3 protein-coding genes and 4 pseudogenes are annotated in these 17,853 nt (G+C 48.7%); 1 reads left to right on the top strand and 6 read right to left on the bottom strand.

Annotated features, from left to right (window positions below):
• Nucleotides 1–6: 6 nt before the first annotated feature.
• From JCM16496_RS23455 to JCM16496_RS04145, 4 genes and pseudogenes are all read right to left on the bottom strand, one after another.
• Nucleotides 7–1,131, bottom strand: a pseudogene (locus JCM16496_RS23455) (glycoside hydrolase family 88/105 protein); the annotation flags it as partial.
• 24 nt (nucleotides 1,132–1,155) lie between these two features.
• Entirely contained in the window at nucleotides 1,156–2,247 is a 1,092-nt protein-coding gene (locus tag JCM16496_RS04155; RefSeq protein WP_025832496.1) for a hypothetical protein, read from the bottom strand.
• Nucleotides 2,248–2,346: 99 nt separating this feature from the next.
• Nucleotides 2,347–4,331: pseudogene (locus tag JCM16496_RS04150) on the bottom strand (RagB/SusD family nutrient uptake outer membrane protein).
• A 12-nt stretch (nucleotides 4,332–4,343) separates the two neighbouring features.
• On the bottom strand, nucleotides 4,344–7,544 hold the full coding sequence (locus JCM16496_RS04145; protein WP_244440237.1) for a SusC/RagA family TonB-linked outer membrane protein: 3,201 nt from the start codon (nucleotides 7,542–7,544) through the stop codon (nucleotides 4,344–4,346).
• Between the two features lie 753 nt (nucleotides 7,545–8,297).
• Here JCM16496_RS04145 and JCM16496_RS04140 point away from each other — a divergent pair.
• Nucleotides 8,298–12,365: a hybrid sensor histidine kinase/response regulator transcription factor gene (locus tag JCM16496_RS04140; RefSeq protein ID WP_025832494.1), complete on the top strand. Its 4,068-nt coding sequence runs from the start codon at nucleotides 8,298–8,300 to the stop codon at nucleotides 12,363–12,365.
• 215 nt (nucleotides 12,366–12,580) lie between these two features.
• On the opposite strand, the pseudogene JCM16496_RS04135 reads toward JCM16496_RS04140, so the two are convergent.
• A pseudogene (locus tag JCM16496_RS04135) lies at nucleotides 12,581–15,675 on the bottom strand (glycoside hydrolase family 2 TIM barrel-domain containing protein).
• 208 nt (nucleotides 15,676–15,883) lie between these two features.
• A pseudogene (locus JCM16496_RS04130) lies at nucleotides 15,884–17,810 on the bottom strand (alpha-L-arabinofuranosidase family protein).
• Nucleotides 17,811–17,853 lie beyond the last annotated feature (43 nt).

The raw sequence follows: 17,853 nt of genomic DNA, 5'->3' as shown, positions 1-17,853 counted from the left end.
ACTCTCCCGCTGCAGGTAACGGTATCTTTCGCAGGCAGCCAGCAGGAAAGCGCCTACCCCGAAATTTGCCGTAGAGTCTGCACTCAGCACCTGGTCGGGAATGGCGCTTCCTCCGATGGGCTGCACATACCCTACACTGCCGTCGGGCTGCAAAGCTACAGTGACCAGGTATTTCCAGGCCTTGTCTACCACCGGCTGATAAACAGCACCGTCGAGCAGACCGTTATTGATGCCCCATTGCAGACCGTAGGCAAAGAAAGCCGTACCGCTTGTTTCCGGTCCCGGCGCAAAATCGTGCTGGAGCAGGCTACGGGTCCAGTAACCGTCGGGATGCTGGCACTTTGCCAAAGCCCCCGCCATGGCAAGATACCTATCCATATAGAGCAGACGGTGTTTGTCCGTTTCCGGCAAATCCTGCAGCACTTTGGCAAAGGCAGCGAGTACCCAGCCGTCGCCACGCGCCCAGAAATCCTTCTTGCCACCGAGGATAGCATGTTTGGGGTAGACAAAACTGCCGTCACGATAGTACAAACCAACTTCCGGATCGTACATCACACTGTCGGCATACGCAAAGTACTCATACAGTTTCTCCAGATACAGAGGGTTCTTCGTGATTTTATACAGTTTGGTCATTACGGGCATCACCATATAAAGACCGTCAGCCCACCACCAGTAGTCTTGCTTATCGGTACCCATCTGATACTCCATCACTTCACGGGCACGGTCTATCTTCCGGTCGTCAGCCCGGATTCCATACAAATCGGCATAGGTCTGGAAGCAACATTGCCAATCGCCGAAGAGCACATATTGCGGAGTCTCGCCATAACCGTATTTCCACTCCGCCTTATTGTCCGAAGCAGCTCCTTTCCAATGGTTGTATTCCGCCCAATCGGTGGAATATTTCAGATAGGCAGCATTACCGGTCAATGCATAGACCTCCATATTTCCCGTGTGATAGGCAGCATTGTCCCAAAAAGAGCGCACCTGCGGAGAATTGTTTTCCTGCCAATGACGGTTCACCTTGTGAATGACACGCAACAAGTCGTCGGCAGACTCCGTATCCCGGCTGAAAAGCTGCAACGGAGTACTTAGGATGAAAAGAAAAACGAAAAGAAAATTAAATGTCTTCATACAAAAAAGGACTATTATACAAGTTTACTCAATAGCTGTACCCGTCAATCGAATGAATCTCACCGCTTTATCTTGCAACAACCGAACCAGTTTATATGCTTTTTCCACTTCTTCCGAAGAAAGTTCCGTAGCCTCCGCATTTTCCAACCACTCAAACAGCAAACCATAAAAATAAGAATTGACCGGAGTCTCAAAGGCAAGTTTCAGCTCGTCCTGAACATTCTTCACATAAAAGACTGGTACGAAATAGAAATAGTCATTGATGGAAGAAAAGAAGAGATTATACTTAAAGAATGAACTTCCCATTATCTTTTCAGTCAACCACGATGCACCGTCCTGGTCTGTCACAAAATAAGCAAAACCATTATTCAGGTTACAAAGGCCATGCTTTCCCGGAACTGTGATGACGTCACCCGCCCCCTCTGGTTTTATACTCAAATGTACGGAAGCTTCCGGAACGAGCTCCACACAAAGGGAACCGCCCAGACGTCTGCCTATGGCATCTAATATAGGAGTAATGGCATCGCTTACAAATTCTTCCACCGGTATCTGGCTTCCCTTCCATTCTATCGATGATAAGGAAGGATTCAAAAAACCAAAATCCAATGATTGCCTGCCAAACTCGAAAAGGAACTTCTTTCCTACCAGCATTGAGGAAGTAATAGAATAGGTCAAATCCAAATTCAATATACCCTCTTTATAAACTCCCTTCACAACGAGTTCATGTTCAGGTTGCTTGGACATCCCTTCCAATACAACCTCCTCCGGTGAAGCGGATGCCCCAACATACAAAGTAATATTATCGAATGCCGGCTGCACATTCACTGTAGCCAAATTCGGCCAAAGCGGAGGTAGCTTCAACAGCATTGTCTGACTCCCTTCCATCTCATCCTTAGAATTACTTGCCAAAGGCTCCATTATTAAGGAAACACCTCCAAAAGCGGGTGTATCCTCACCATTCAAGGTCATTTTCACTTGTTGCGGAGTATAAACCCCACAAATACCCTGAATATCAATTGAAACAGGAGTTTCATTCTCATCATTGCCGCAAGCTCCAAGAGTGCTTATGCAAAACATAGCGCATGCAATGAAAATAAAGTAGTTCAGTTTTCTCATGGTTATTAAAATTAAATGAAAAAGCCCACCCTTCCTGGTCAAAGAGTGGGCTATCTACGATAACACCTATTGAAAATGAGCGATTTAATATAATCTCATTTATTCCGTGATATCCTCATCAGCTACTGCATCTTCCCAGTTATCCCACATCTGAATATTGGCATCATAACCGTCATAACCATAGTTCTGTGCCAATTGGGCCTTGTTATTGGCAGTGATGGCATCATTAGGAATGGGCCAGTATACATTACGCTTGTCGAGTGTAAAATACAATGTGTTAGGACCGGACGTAATACCATTAGGATTCTGATTGTAAACTGAATAGCGTGTCAGGCGTTGGTACCAGTAGCTACCGCCGGTTGCATCAGTACCCGACTGCTTGTCCCAGTTGTCCTTGCTGTATGTATTGCCCCATTCATCAGGTTTGCCGCTCAATGCCAAACAGTAGGAAATACGTTTCAACTCCATAGCACGCCACTCTTCAAGATATAATTCACGGGCGCGTTCATTGGCTATATCACCAATATTTACAGAAGTATAAAACTGTGAGCACTTGGCACGTCTGCGCACTTCGTTTACATCCGATGTAGCATCTTTGCCTTGATATAATTTAGCTTCTGCACGCAACAAGTAAGTTTCTGCCAAACGATAAAGATACCAGTTTGCATTACTTCCGGTAGTGGCACCATTGAATTGATTGGCTCCCTGATTGGCTTCAGCGGTAGCGTCGTCCAGGAAAATTTTGTAATGCGGGAAATCAAACCAGTCACGAATCAAGTTTGTACAGAGAATTTTGCCCTTGTCATCATAGAGTTGCAAGTTCTTGCCGTAATATTCAGACTCAGGATTATTGTATTTCAGGTCTTCCATACGTACCCAGTTGCCTACTTCATGGTTGTGGCGCAAGTCTTGCGTATCTTCTATACCATTCACCACCCACATTCCATGTTGTTGGAAATCGGTAGCACCGCTGACTGTAGCAATACCACGGCCAAAAGCACGTAAAAAGTCAAGACTCTTGTCATAATTCGCATGATTGCGTGCATAATTCACAGCACCTGCTTTTCCGTCGGGAGCCAACAGATAGCCATTATCACTCCACATAGGACCAAAAATACGCATGGTCAAAAAGTCTGTATGAGAATCTGCCGTATTATTGGGCATACCCATTATCACCTCTTTGTTAGCTGCAATCAATTTGTTCTCAGGACGGTGCAAATCCCAAATCACGTTGTCTGTGATTTTCCAAGTATCCGGTTCGCCACCTTCGTTAAAAGTACCGAAAGTCTCTTGCATCAACGAATAGCCCGACTGATTGATAAGGATGTCAGCTTGTGCCTCAGCTTCAGCAAAACGTCCGGTAGCCAAATAACATTTAATAAGCAACTGACGGCAAGCTCCCTTATTCACCATGCCAATATATTCTGTCTGTGCTTGTTCGGGTACCCACTCTACAGCCTTCTCCATATCTTGAGTAATCATTTCCAGAATGGCTTCCTTCTTGGTCGATTTATAGTTACGCTTCGGACCATCCAGGATTTTTGTTACCAAAGGCACATCACCAAATTGGAATACAAGAGCCAGATAACGATAGGCACGATGGAAATAGCCACGGCCTTTATACTCATTTTTCTTTTCTTCACTCAGCCTTCTACGGCATCAATGTAGCTCAAAATCGTATTGGCATACTTAATACCCGAATAGTGCTGGTCCCAGAAATATTTAATCTGATTGTCGTCACCATTGGCTATACCGCTTGTCGGTGTCAACCGGGTAGCCCACGTTCCATAGGCTCCGCCCACATTATCCGTCTTACCGTAAATGGCTACATCCGAGAACAGATATTCGGTACCGATGGGTACGCGTATATTGTTGGCTTCATAGTTAGTCCAGTACAAACGTAGATGACGGTCACACATGGCAAGTACGGATTTCAGACCGGATTCTGTTGTAAATGTCGTTTCCGGTTCGTAGAATGACAAAGGGTCAGGCTTCAAGAAATCATCTGTACAACTTGACAGACATGCTGCTCCCATAAGAACCAGGAAACCTTTAGAAAGCTTATTTTTGATATTATTTTTCATTGTTTCAAGTTTTTAGAAGGTTAAATTTAATCCGAATGTATAGGTGCGGGTAGCCAATCCGCCGGTTTCAGGGTCGGCATACTCCCAATCGGCAGCCCATGTGGCTACATTACGTACGGTAGCATAGAGTTTCACACGGTCAATCTGCCATTTTTTCGTCAGTTTCTGAGGTAATGTATAGGCCAAAGAAATATTATCCAGACGAATAAAATTACGGTTATGAAGACGTTGTGCACCGGTTGCGCCATCAGGTCCCTGCGCTTCAAGGCGTGCGTAGGTATTGCTCGGATTTTCGGGTGTCCAATAATCTTTCTTGAAAGTATTGAAGCCATAGGTCATCATGGAACCTCCATTATCATTGTTAAGGTAGTAACCTTCAAGGCTCTTATGCCCCATATAAGAATAAAGGTTGAACGAGAAATCTATATTCTTCAGAATAGTGAATTCATTACGCAAAGACCAACGGACAGGAGCATTCGTAGTACCCAAGAACTGCTTGTCGTTATCATTGTAAACCGGAGTGCGGCTACCGTCAGCATTGATTTTGTCATCAGCCGTATAATAGTTCTCTACCTTCGGATCACCCGGTTTCTGACCTACCTTGGCAGCTTCTTCCACTTCATCCGTCTGCCAGATACCCGTTACCTTATAATCCCATATCTCACCGATAGGCTTGCCGATAAACCATTTATTACTGGTATCATCCTGCTCTTTACGACCGACCACCTTACCATTCTCATCCAACACATCCTCATACTCATAATAGAGATGCTTGATTTGATTCTTATTATAAGCAAAGCCGAACGTAGTACGCCATTCAAAGTCGCTGTTACTGATATTGACAGTGTTCAGAGAGAATTCGAAACCATTGTTCTGCACTTCACCCAGGTTGGTGGTAATCTCACCGAATCCGCAAAAACCAGGAAGACGCTGGCTCATAATCATGTCATTGGTCTTCATAAAGTAGGCTTCCAAACTACCACTGATACGATCGTTCAAGAAACCGAAATCAAGTCCGAAGTTCCAGGAAGAAGTCTTCTCCCACTGCAGGTTAGCATTGGACAAACGGTCTACACTGAGGTATTTCATATCCACATAGTCTGAACCGGTAAAATATCCCATTGTACCCCCGGTGCCCGAAGCCAGATTTGCCAAGGCAAGATAAGGGTCTTTCAGTTGGCGGTTACCATTCTTACCCCAAGACACACGTAACTTACCGGTACTCATAGGTTCCCATTTGAAGAACTTTTCATTGGCAAATGACCACGCTACGGAAAGTGACGGAAAAGTAGCCCACGGATTATTGGCACCAAAAGCGCAATAACCGTCGCGGCGGACAGTACCGGTGAACATATAGCGGTCATCGTACGAGTAGAATAAACGTCCCAGATAAGCGGCAGCCGTTTCATGCGTGTCGTTGGTATTGAATTTACTGTTATCCTTGGTTCCGTTCTGAGTATTATGGAAACCCAATGCATCCGAAGGCAAGATATTGCGGGCTTCTATCTTATCATTCCAGTAACGGCGTTCTTCAGCCTCTTGTACCAATGTCAATATTACATGATGCTTTTCAGCAAAAGTCTGGTCCCAAGTAATGGTGTTATTCAAGGAATAATCAAAACGCTTGCTATGCTCACGGTCTACACCACGGCTTGTAGGACTGCTGTCCGGCAACTCGGCCGACATAAAGTAGTAGTTATGGAAAAATTCATACCGAGGAGCTATATTAAAGTCATAGGTAATATTAAACGGTAACTTTATTTTAGCATTGAAGATAGTATTCAATACCGTATAGCCTTTATCCAAGTCAAGATACTGGCGGTCGAATTCATAATTATAGCCACGCTTCACTGTACTACCCATCGGATACTGTGCCAAACTGCCATCTTCGTTAGTATAGTCAGAATACGGACTGTTGCGCAGCATATTGGCATCCCAGTAGTTGGTTCCCAGACTGACGGCAATATCTCCATCCGTGCGGTCCTGGAAATTCACATTGGCACCGATTTCCAACCAGTCAGTCACTTTACCGGACACCTTCAGGTTGGCACGCATGGCACTGTAATCATTACCCTTGACAGCACCCTCATTCTTTTGATAACCGAAAGACATATAGTAGCTCATACGTTCGCTGGCACCGGACACACTGGCATTGTAGTCCTGGTTGATACCGGTACGGAAAGTCTGGTCATACCAATCGTGAGTCTTTCCGGCCAGGAAGTTCCGCAGCACAGCATCCTCCAAGCCCAAACGCTTGGCATAAATGCTCAATGCCGACTCTCCGGATTCATTCTTACTGTAAGCCATCCATTGGTCCTGCGTAACTCCATATCGGCCCAAATTGTCCGGATGATCATAATAGCCCGGATTGGTCTGACCAGTCTGGTAAGCTTCGTACTTGCCAGTTGCCGGATTCACGCCGTATGTACCGACTTTATACCAATCCTCGCGGTATTGCATGTATTCAGAAGCGTTGAATACATCACGATAGGCACTCTTGGTATTGATACCAAGGGTAGCACTGACATTGATAGTCGGTTTACCCATCTTACCCTTCTTGGTAGTCACCACAATAACACCGTTAGCTCCTTTGGCACCATAGATAGCAGCAGCCGAAGCATCTTTCAACACGTCTATCTGGCCGATATCTTCCGGATTGATTTCGGAAAGCTCACCATAGAACTGCATTCCGTCAAGAATAATCAACGGCGTATTATGTGTATCATTGGCAGGAGTTTCCTTATCAGTCACATAAACAGAGCGTTGTCCACGCACCATCATCGTACCGCCTCCCTTTGCATCGGCATTATAACCGATATTCAGTCCTGGAGTACCGCGTAACACATCTTGTACGGTTTTAGGAGCCTCATTGGCAAGTTTGTCAGGACGAATCTGAACCACAGAACCCGTCAAGTCCTTCTTGCGCATGGTACCATAACCGACCACAACCACTTCTTCCAGCATTTCATTGTCCTCAGTCAATATGACGTTCAACGGTTTGCCTGCAGTAGCTTTCACTGCTGTCAGTTTATAACCGATAAAAGAAATCTCCAATGTAGCACCGGGGGCCACATTAAGACTGAAATTACCGTCAATATCGGTAATCGTACCATTACTGGGATTTTCTTTTTCACGGATATTGGCACCGATAATCGGTTCACCCGTGGAGTCTTTTACTATACCCGAAACAGATTGTTTCTGTTGTTGGACCATCTGCACTGCAGGAACATTATCCCCGGCAAACGCCGCCAAGGATGGGTTGTTATGAAACCCGTGCAGATCAATAAGGCTGTAAGAGCCTTGCGATTTCTTTTGAAAGAATTAAGATTCATCGTTTTCTTTATTATTAGATGAGTAAGGTAATTGATATTTTCTCTCTTGTTATTCCTTATCTATATATAAAGGTGAGCTTTATACTTCCGATATTCTCAACAAAGGTTAATTTTATGTTTTCATAAGTATTGAAGATTTAATAGTTGTTTTCGATTTCCAACGCAAACTTAAAGAAACATTATAATATTAAGGAGAGAAAAATTAAGCAGAAAGGGCAGAAAATCATTCATGCCCATCAATAAGTGTATTTTTGACCATTTATTTATCGTTCCATGACGATTTTTTATATGAGATGACGAAAATAATTCATGCAATGGCTATACATAACGCATAGGTTAATCCCTGTCACTTATAACAACCCATCCCCGGCATGCTCGAATGCCGGGGAATTTGCTTTTTTTAATCGGCAGATAAATGCACTAACCACCAACAACTTACCACTGCAAAGTCACTGTGCACTTTTTGCAGTAACCGATAAATTGCTCACAGAAAAACAAAAAACAGCCACTACCACAAACTACAAGCCTGCACTTGACGATTTTTCAACCCTATTATGCCGAATTTCTACCTCCCTCCATAAAAAGATAATTCAAAGAAATGTGCTACTTTTGTTCCATCAAAATAAAGCATACCATGAAACACACCGGCATTATCTTTATAGTCTTCTTCCTAAGTGTGTTGGCCGCATCTGCCAACGTATCGGCCCAACCCTACCGTATATCCCACTTGGGAGTAGACGACGGACTTTCCAACAACTATATAGTCAGTCTTACCCAAGACCGGAAAGGATATATCTGGATAGCTACCGAATCGGGGTTGAACCGTTTCGACGGGCAGCAGTTCATTGTTTACAATAAAAGCAATTCCGGACTGAGCAGCAATGAGCTGAACGCCCTGCTTGCCGACCCCAAACAAGACAAGATATGGATAGGTACCCAACGCGACGGATTGTGCTGCTTTGATTATGAATCGGAAAAAATCACCTGCTTAAAGACCGGAGAAAGCCAGCTTGCCAGTAATGACATTCCCTACCTCGCCCGGGCGTCGGACGGAGGGATCTGGATTACCCACTATCACATGGGGATACAGCACTATGATACACAGAAAAACCAGTTTTCTGCCGCATATAACTATAAGACCATAAAAGGACTGCCCGGACGCTATTGGACCGGACTGGATGACGGAGAAGGCAATCTCTATATAGGACACGTGACCGATGGACTAAGCATCATCGACATGAAGAGAAATACGTTCCGCAACTACCGGCACGACCCGCACAATCCAAACAGCATCCCCGGCGATGAAGTCTATTCCATCTGCATCGACCGTAACAAAAACGTATGGGTAGGAACCAACAAAGGAGCCGCCCTTTTCAATCCTGCCACCCAGCAGTTCACCGCATTCAGGCATAACGAGGAAGATGAGTATTCCCTGCTTCCCGGAACGGTCATGGACATCAAGCAGATGAAGAACGGCGACCTTTGGTTTGGCACCAGCATGGGAGGAATCAGCATACTGAACATGCAAAGCAACACCTTCACGGATGCCCGGAATATCCGCTTCCGAAACATTAGCGCCACCAACGATGAATACGGGCTCACCGGGCCATACGTGAGGCGTATGCTGCAAGACTCCTTCGGCAACATCTGGATAGGCAATTACCGTGACGGACTGGACTTCATCAGCTATGAACCAAGCATATTCAGCACGTTGCGCTATACGACGGAGAAGCAAGGGAAAACCCGTTACAAGCAAGTGTGGAGCCTCTGTATAGACCACAAACAACAGTTGTGGATGGGGGGAGAAAGCGAATTGGCACTTTACAAGAAAGGAGAGAGAATACAGGTAATCCCCCTGCCAACCTCCTCCTCACACCCGCATGCCTACATCAGAGCCATCCGCGAGGACAGTAAGAAAAGAATATGGATAGGCACCTGGGAAGCAGGACTGTTCTACTACGAACCGGAAAAAAGACAATTCATACAAGTCCACGACAGCGATTCACAACCTGCAGACGTACGGTGCTTTTATGAGGAACCGGACGGGAAGCTATGGATAGGCAGCCGAAACGGGGTATACTCCTTCTACAATGAAAAGCTGACCCGTGAAGAATCTGTAAACGAACAGTTGGGAGACCATATCATACAAGGCATCTGCCGCGACTCACAAGGTAAACTATGGGTAGGGACTTTCGGCAAAGGCATCTTCGTCTTCGACTCGCAAGGAAAGCGGCTGGTGAATCATCAGAAAGACAACGGATTTCCTTCGAATGCAGTCAACTCCTTGACAAACGATTCGCAAGGACGCGTATGGGCAGCTACACGCGAAGGTGCCATTCTCTTTCAAGATACCCGGACACCCGACGACTATCTTACCTTCAGCAATGCCGAAGGGCTGGTAAATACACAAGTACGTGCTGTCTGCGAGGACCGAGACGGTAATATCTGGATAAGCACCAATGCCGGTATATCCCGGCTGAACGAAAGTCAGAAGATGTTCTATAACTACGACCACCGCGACGGCATTCCCTTGGGCGACTTCATGGACGGAGCATCTGCACGGGATGCTGAAGGCAAACTTTACTTCGGTTCGCAAAACGGCACATGCCATTTCGACCCGTCCTCACTCTCGGCCGCGCAAATCATAGCTCCCGTCACCATCACTCGCTTCTTTGTATATAGCAAACAAACGGAAAGCAAGGATGTGGAAATATCACTTCCACTGGCCTCCGGGAAGATTGCACTGCCGTATGACGCGAATACTTTCAAGATTTCATTCAATGTGCTGGACTATACCCAGAATCCACAAGTAGAATTCGCCTATATGATGGAAGGGCTGGAAGATGTATGGTATAGTACGCAAGGAGAGAATCAGGTTACTTTCCGTAACATTCCTCCCGGAAAATACCGCTTCAAAGTAAGGACCCGGCTCCGCAACCAGGAATGGGAGGAAAAGATAGCCACCCTGCCCATCACCATTCGTCCTCCCTTCTGGCTGGCATGGTATGCCAAATTGGTATATCTCTTTATAGCCGTTACCTTTATCTATATCATAATCAGCTTCTATAAGCGTAAGCTGGACTTGGAGAGCAGTCTTGAAGTGGAACGTAAAAACAGCCAGAACAAGCAGGAACTGAATGACGAGCGCCTCCGTTTCTATACCAACATCACACACGAGTTGCGCACTCCCCTCACGCTGATATTGGGGCCGCTGGAAAATTTGCTCAGTGACAACAGCCTGTCTCCCAAACATGCCAACAAAATCAGCATCATACATGACAGTGCCGCCCGTCTGCTGAACCTTATCAACGGCATACTGGAGTTCCGGAAAACAGAAACCCAAAACCGTAAATTATCCGTGGCACGGGGTGACCTCTCTGAGCTGGTGCAGGAAATAGGATTGCGTTACAAAGAGCTGAACCATAATCCCAAAGTCAACTTCCATGTCTGCATCGACACAGAAGAAACCCAACTCTTCTATGACGCGGACATGCTGACCACTATTTTGAACAACCTCTTGTCCAATGCAGCCAAATATACCTCGGAAGGTGACATTACGCTCACCTTGGCCGCTGTGGAAGAAAGTGGTGTGAAGTATACGGAAATCAGTGTCAGCGACACCGGACATGGAATAGCCCCGGAAGCCCTGCCGCACATCTTCGAACGCTACTACCAAGCCAACAGCCAATACCAGGCTTCCGGTTCGGGCATCGGACTGGCGTTGGTGAAAGGGCTGGCGGACTTGCACGAAGCCACCCTCGACGTCACCAGCCGGCTGGAAGTAGGTACTACCTTCAGATTACGCCTCCTGACAGACAATATTTATCCCAATGCCCTGCACAACGATGTACATCCGTCAAAGGCAGCAACCGAAGAGAGCCCGTCAACGGAAGAGAACCGGATAGCGGAAGAGCAACCGGAAGATGCCCGTCCACTGCTACTCGTGGTAGAAGACAACCCCGACATACGTAAATACATACGCCACTCCCTCAGCGACGATTTCGATATACTGACGGCAGAAGACGGCAGTGAAGGCTGGACACTGGCGCAGGAGCGGATTCCCAGCATCATCGTCAGCGACATCATGATGCCGGTGATGGACGGTATCCAACTTTGCCGGTCGGTAAAAGATGATATACGGACCAGTCATATCCCCATTATATTACTGACAGCCAAAGACTCCCTGCATGATAAGGAAGAGGGCTATACAGCCGGTGCAGATTCCTACCTGACGAAGCCGTTCAGTGCCAAGTTGTTGCACAGCCGTATCAACAACCTGCTGGAAGCACGCAAGAAACTGGCAGCCAGCCTGACGGCAGTTATCCCACATTCCACGGAGCCGGCAACAGAAAACACCGATATATTAAATCCATTGGACAACGAATTCTTGCAGCGCATCACCCAAATCATCGAAGATAACCTGGAAATGGAGAAGATGGACATTGCCTTTATTGCCGATAAAATGTGCATGAGTCATTCCACCCTCTACCGGAAGATAAAGGGAGTAGCGGATATGTCTGCCAACGAATTTATCCGTAAGGTAAAGATGAGGAACGGGGTGAGACTGTTACTCTCCGGGAAATACTCCATATCGGAAATCTCCTATATGATAGGATTCAGTAGCGTCACCTATTTCAGACAATGTTTCAAGAGTGAGTTCGGAATGGCACCGTCGGAGTATGTGAAGCTACAGAATACATAAAACGACACATGGTATTGCCGAAGCAAGTAAAGTATCAATAGCAAAGCGGGTGTGTCAGAATTCACCACAGATTACACAGATTAACACAGAATGAGATTAATCTACTGATAATCAAAGATACTTATCTGTGCAAATCTGTGTAATCTGTGGTGAATACCAGTTTCGACATACCCGCTGCTATGTTATGAAACCAGTGGCTCAGTACGCAGTAAATGTTATTCTATTCCGATGCTGTGGCACACGGGAGAAAGGATGAACGTAAACTCATAATCAGCGTATGGCACCAAGTACTCCGGACGTGCAATACGTCCCCAGCTGTCCTCACAACCCAGACCGGCTTGTACCTTGTCGATACAGAGATTAGTCAAATCAGCCTCTTCCACTTCTTGCGAGTGTCCCTGCTGCTTGTCCAAACCCTCGTCCAAAGACTCGATGGTATAGTGCAAGGCAGATGCGGAGAAGGGGGCTTCGGCCACAATCTTGATGCCATTGCCGGACTGATTCAACATCTTCCACCAGCGGATATCGGTCTTTGTTCCGTTTTCCTGCGGACGGATATAAGGATAGAACTGCTCTGTCACGCTCTGGCGATAGATGCCTAAATCTGTGCAGTGGTTACGGTCGCTATAGTTCTCAACCGGGCCGCGTCCGTAGTATTCGACTGTTTCGAAACTGCGGGGCATGGGCATCTGCAGACCGAAACGGAACATGTTCGATACTTTGGCATTCTTGTCGGCTGTCAGCTTCTGGGTTATCTTGATGGCACCGGCGTTGTTGATGACATACGTCAGGGCCAACTTGGCGGAAACACCCGGCATGTCATAAGCCGATTCTACGATAACCTGATTGTTCTCCGTACGCTGGTTGAAAGAAGTCAGCTTGATTTCCGGATTCTTCCAAGCGATGTACTTGCGTTGCAGGCCCGCACCGAAATCATTGTCGGTCGGAGCACGCCAGAAATTGGGCGTCAGGGCCTCACCGTCCTTAATCATATTCTGTCCGTTCACTTCGTACTTGGTCAGGTAACCGTTGTGCTTGTTGATTTCTACCCGGAACGCATCACCGGAAACGATAAGATACTTCCAATCGTTATCCTGCACTTGGGGAGCCACTACCTCTACATTGCTCTGCACGCAGTTCTTCAGTTCCATGGAAGGAGCCTTGTAGGGATTGAGTGTCAGCTGGTCCTTGGCCACCACATGGCCGGCGGGAAGCAGCCCCTCGCGATTCTTCAGCTTGTAGGAAACGTTTAGCAGCCATTCGGTACATTGGCAGGTCTTGCCCAAGTCCAGTCTGACTTTGGCAGTCTGCCGGGGGGCTACATTCAGATTGTCCACACGACCGGTACGCATCACTTTGCCGCCTTTCAGCACCTCCCACTCCATGTAGTAGGCAGAGAGGTCGCGGAAGAAGTACTCGTTGAACACATTGATTTCACCGTTCTCCAAGTCGGCCGGAGTAGTCCAGATGTCCTGATAGATACGCCCCACTTCGTACATGTGAGGGTTGGGCACACGGTCGGGGCTGATAAGGCCGTTGTCGCAGAAGTTGCCGTCACTGGCGTCGAAGCGGTTGAAGTCGCCGCCGTAGGCATAAATCATCTTGCCGTTCTTGCCCGTCCAGCGGGGAGACTGGTCGACGAAATCCCAGATAAAGCCACCTTGGTATTTGGGATACTTGCGAACCAAATCCCAGTACTCCTTGAAGCCTCCTTCGGAGTTGCCCATGGCGTGAGCGTATTCGCACTGAATGAGAGGTTTCGTCATGGAGGCATCCTCGCAATACTTCCGGCAACCCTCATAACCATAGTACATGGGGCAGTAAATGTCAGTCTTGCCTGTCTTGCCGGCTTGCTCGTACTGGCAGGCACGGCTGGGGTCTTCGGCTTTCACCCAGTCGTAGGCGGCCTCGAAGTTAGGACCATAGCCGGCTTCGTTGCCGAGTGACCAGAAGATGATGCTGGGATGGTTGAAACTGCGCTGCACGTTGCGCTGGTTGCGCTCCAAGTGCGCTTTTCTATAATCATCACGCTTGGCAAGGGTTTCTTCTCCGTAACCCATCCCGTGAGATTCGATATTCGCTTCTGCCACTACATAGATGCCGTACTGGTCGCAAAGGTCATACCAAAGATTGTTGTCGGGATAGTGGCAGGTGCGCACGGCGTTTAAGTTGAATTGCTTCATCACCTGGATGTCCTGCAGCATACGTTCACGGGAGATGACATAGCCGCCGTCCGGGTCCAGTTCGTGGCGATCGGCACCCTTGAAGAGAACAGGCTGTCCGTTGACCAGAATCTGGTTGCCTGTCAGCTCTATCTTGCGGAAACCTACCTTAACGGGAATCACTTCACTGCTGCCTTGCAGGGTGGCATGCAGAGTATACAAGTAGGGTGTTTCTGCCGTCCATTTATGAGGATTCTCCACATTTATCAGGACAGTGCCACTGCCTTTGGCAGCAGCTGTAGCCACCTGCTTTCCGGCAGCATCCAGCAGTTCAAGGCTGACGTTGCCGCCCCCCTTCACATCGAGCTGCACTCTCAAGGAACCGTTGCGGTAGTCGGCATCCAGGTCGGGAGTGACGCGGATGTCCTGAATGCGTTTCTTGTCGCGGGCATAAAGATAGCAATCACGGCCTACACCGCTGTAGCGGAAGAAGTCCTGGTCTTCGAGGTAGGTACCGTCGCACCAGCGGAATACCTGAAAAGCAATCAAATTCTTCTGGCCGGGCTTCAGGTAAGGGGTCAGGTCGAATTCGGCTTCGAGCTTGCTGTCTTCACTATAACCTACATAACGACCGTTCACCCACAGATACATATTAGAGGTGACAGAGCCGAAATGGGCGATGATGTCCTTGTTCTTCCAGTCGGCGGGCACGGTAATCTCGCGGCGGTAAGAGCCTACATGATTGTTCTCGACGGGCACCTGCGGTGGGTTGTTCTGGAACTGGTTGCGCCAGGCGTAGCAACATTCACATAGATAGGGTCGCCAAAGCCGTTCAGCTCCCACACCCCGGGGACGGGGATGTCGTTCCAACCTTTGTCATTGTAGCCCACACGCCAGAAGTCGGTGGGGCGGGCATCGGCATCCTTCACCCAGAAGAACTTCCAGGTGCCATTCAGTGTCATGAAACGGGACGATTGTTCTTTCAAGCCCCGGGTGGCGGCATCTGCCGACTCATAAGCGAAGTAGTTGGTGTGCATGGGGGCACGGTTCACGGCGTTGACCTCGGGATCGAGCCATTCTTTGAAGGACTGTGCGCTGGCAGAGAAGGCCAAGGCTGCAAACAGTCCGGTAATGAGATGTTTCTTCATGATGATTAGTTTAAAAATAGTAATAACAGCATAGGGAATGCTCCGAATGCTGTTACAAAAATAAGGCAAATCGGGCTATTTCAAGAGGAGAATCAGCCCAAAAAGGATGAATATTTGCTCGCGGAAGCAATTTTCCACGGTTCATGCCCCGGAAAGGGGAGGGAAAACGGATTGTATACCATCTTCCCCCGCCTTTCGGAAGAGGATGTCAATGCAGGCGGTAGACGCTGAATGAACGGGGCTGCAGCTCCAGGTCAAGGGATTGCGCGCCGACTTGCACGGGGCGGATACGGGGAGCGAGAGCTTCTTGTTCCAAGGTATTCACCGTACGCCAGTCGCAGTTCTGCAGATAAGTGCACGAACCGCCGATGAGTTGGCGTTTCTTCAAACCGTTGAAGTTGACTTGCACTTGGACCGGGGTGCTGCCTGCGTTGACCAGCTTCAGGATAATTTCTCCCGTAGGGGCATCGAGGGAGGCCGTGGCATAGAGCTGTCTTGCCCGGCCACCGGCTTGCCGTCCATCTGCAGACGGAGAACGTCGGTACCAGCATTCATGCCATACATCTGCTGGACGTAATAGTTCGGGGTGCGCATCATGCGGAGGTTATCGAACCAGATGAGGTCCGGATTCCACTGCCAGGCATCCACATGGGCAAAGAGCGGGGCATAGGTGGCAAGGTGCACCACGTCGGCGTTGCGCTCCAGCCCGGTCATGAAGGCGGCCTCGGAGAGGGCGGCCAGGAAATTGTTGGCCTTGCCCGTGGGGTGATCGTGGGAGGCATACTCGCCGGCAAAGACTTTGGGGCCTCGGCGGTCGTAGCTGTCATAGCGGGCGGCATTGGCAAAGAACCAGTCGGGGGCCATGTAGTAGTGCTCGTCCACCAGGTCCACACCGATGCGTTTCATCTCGGGCCAGAGGTAGTCGAACTTGTCACCATCGGCGTTGGGGCCGGAGGAGCCGACAATCTTGATGTCGGGATAGCGGGCGCGGATGGCTTTGGTAAAGACTTCCAGACGCTCGGTATATACCTTATCCCACTGTTCGTTGCCGATGCCAATCATCTTGAGGTGGAACGGCTCCGGATGTCCCATTTCGGCACGCAGCTTTCCCCAGGTGGAAGTAACGGGACCATTGGCGAATTCGATAAGGTCGAGGGCATCCTGCACGTAGGGGTCGAGCTCGTCGAGGGGCACCACTTCGTTGCTCTCGTACTGGCAGGAGAGGCCGCAACTGAGGACGGGAAGCGGTTCGGCTCCGAGGTCCTCACTCAGCAGGAAGTATTCGTAGTAGCCCAGACCGAGGCTTTGGAAATAGTCGGGAAAAGCCTTATGCTTGAAGGTGTAGTTCCAACGGTTCTCGTTCAGCGGACGGTTCTCCACCGGGCCCACGGAATGCTTCCACTGGTAGCGGGTAGCAAGGCTGTTACCCTCGATGATGCAGCCGCCGGGGAAGCGGAAGACGCCGGGATTGAGGTCATAGAGCGCTTGGGCGAGGTCGGCACGCAGACCGTTCTCGCGGTTCTTCCAGGTCTTGACGGGGAAGAGCGAGATGTGGTCCATGTCTACCGTACCCTCCGTCAGCAACACCACGCGCAGACGCGAGTGGCATCGGTGAAAGGAGATTGGAGGACAACCGTCTGTTTTTGCCAGCTATTGCCGCTGATTTCGATTTCCCGCTTCAGCAGGTTCTCACCGCGCGAGTTCACCAGCTCGATGGATAGCTTCATGGGGCGGGCATCCGGAGTACGGGTATAGGCGGTGAAGCGGTATTCCTCGCTCTGCTTCAGGCCGATGCCGCGATAGCCTTCATTGTCGAGTCCGGCACGCAGCAGGCGTCCGTCATTGACGATACGCACGTAGTGGGGATTGCGGTCGAAGCAGGGCTCGGCGTCCTGCACCGTGACGTTGCCGAAGGGTATCCAGCCGACGAAGGGCTGCGGGAACTCAAAGGAGCGGTTCTTCACCAGCTCGGCGTAGAGTCCGCCGTCGGCACCGAAGTTGATGTCTTCGAAGAAGATGCCGTACATCGTGGGCTGTATCTTGGCCGTAGGCCGGGCGACGTCGACGGTCATCACATGTTGTGCCTGCGCACCCAAGGCGCAAGACAATAAAAGAGTGGTAATCAGTTGTTTCATATAAGTAATGTAAAATGTTATAGTAATGCGGAAACAGTTTACA

Source organism: Bacteroides rodentium JCM 16496, assembly GCF_000614125.1.
GTDB lineage: Bacteria > Bacteroidota > Bacteroidia > Bacteroidales > Bacteroidaceae > Bacteroides > Bacteroides rodentium.
The sequence above is the reverse complement of the archived record's forward strand: the minus strand, read 5'-3'. Positions and strand labels throughout refer to the sequence as shown.

Bases quoted from the DNA above. Each gene is read 5' to 3' on its own strand.
- JCM16496_RS04155 (WP_025832496.1), bottom strand. From the start codon at position 2,247: ATGAGAAAACTGAACTACTTTATTTTCATTGCATGCGCTATGTTTTGC.
- JCM16496_RS04145 (WP_244440237.1), bottom strand. From the start codon at position 7,544: ATGGTCCAACAACAGAAACAATCTGTTTCGGGTATAGTAAAAGACTCC.
- JCM16496_RS04140 (WP_025832494.1), top strand. From the start codon at position 8,298: ATGAAACACACCGGCATTATCTTTATAGTCTTCTTCCTAAGTGTGTTG.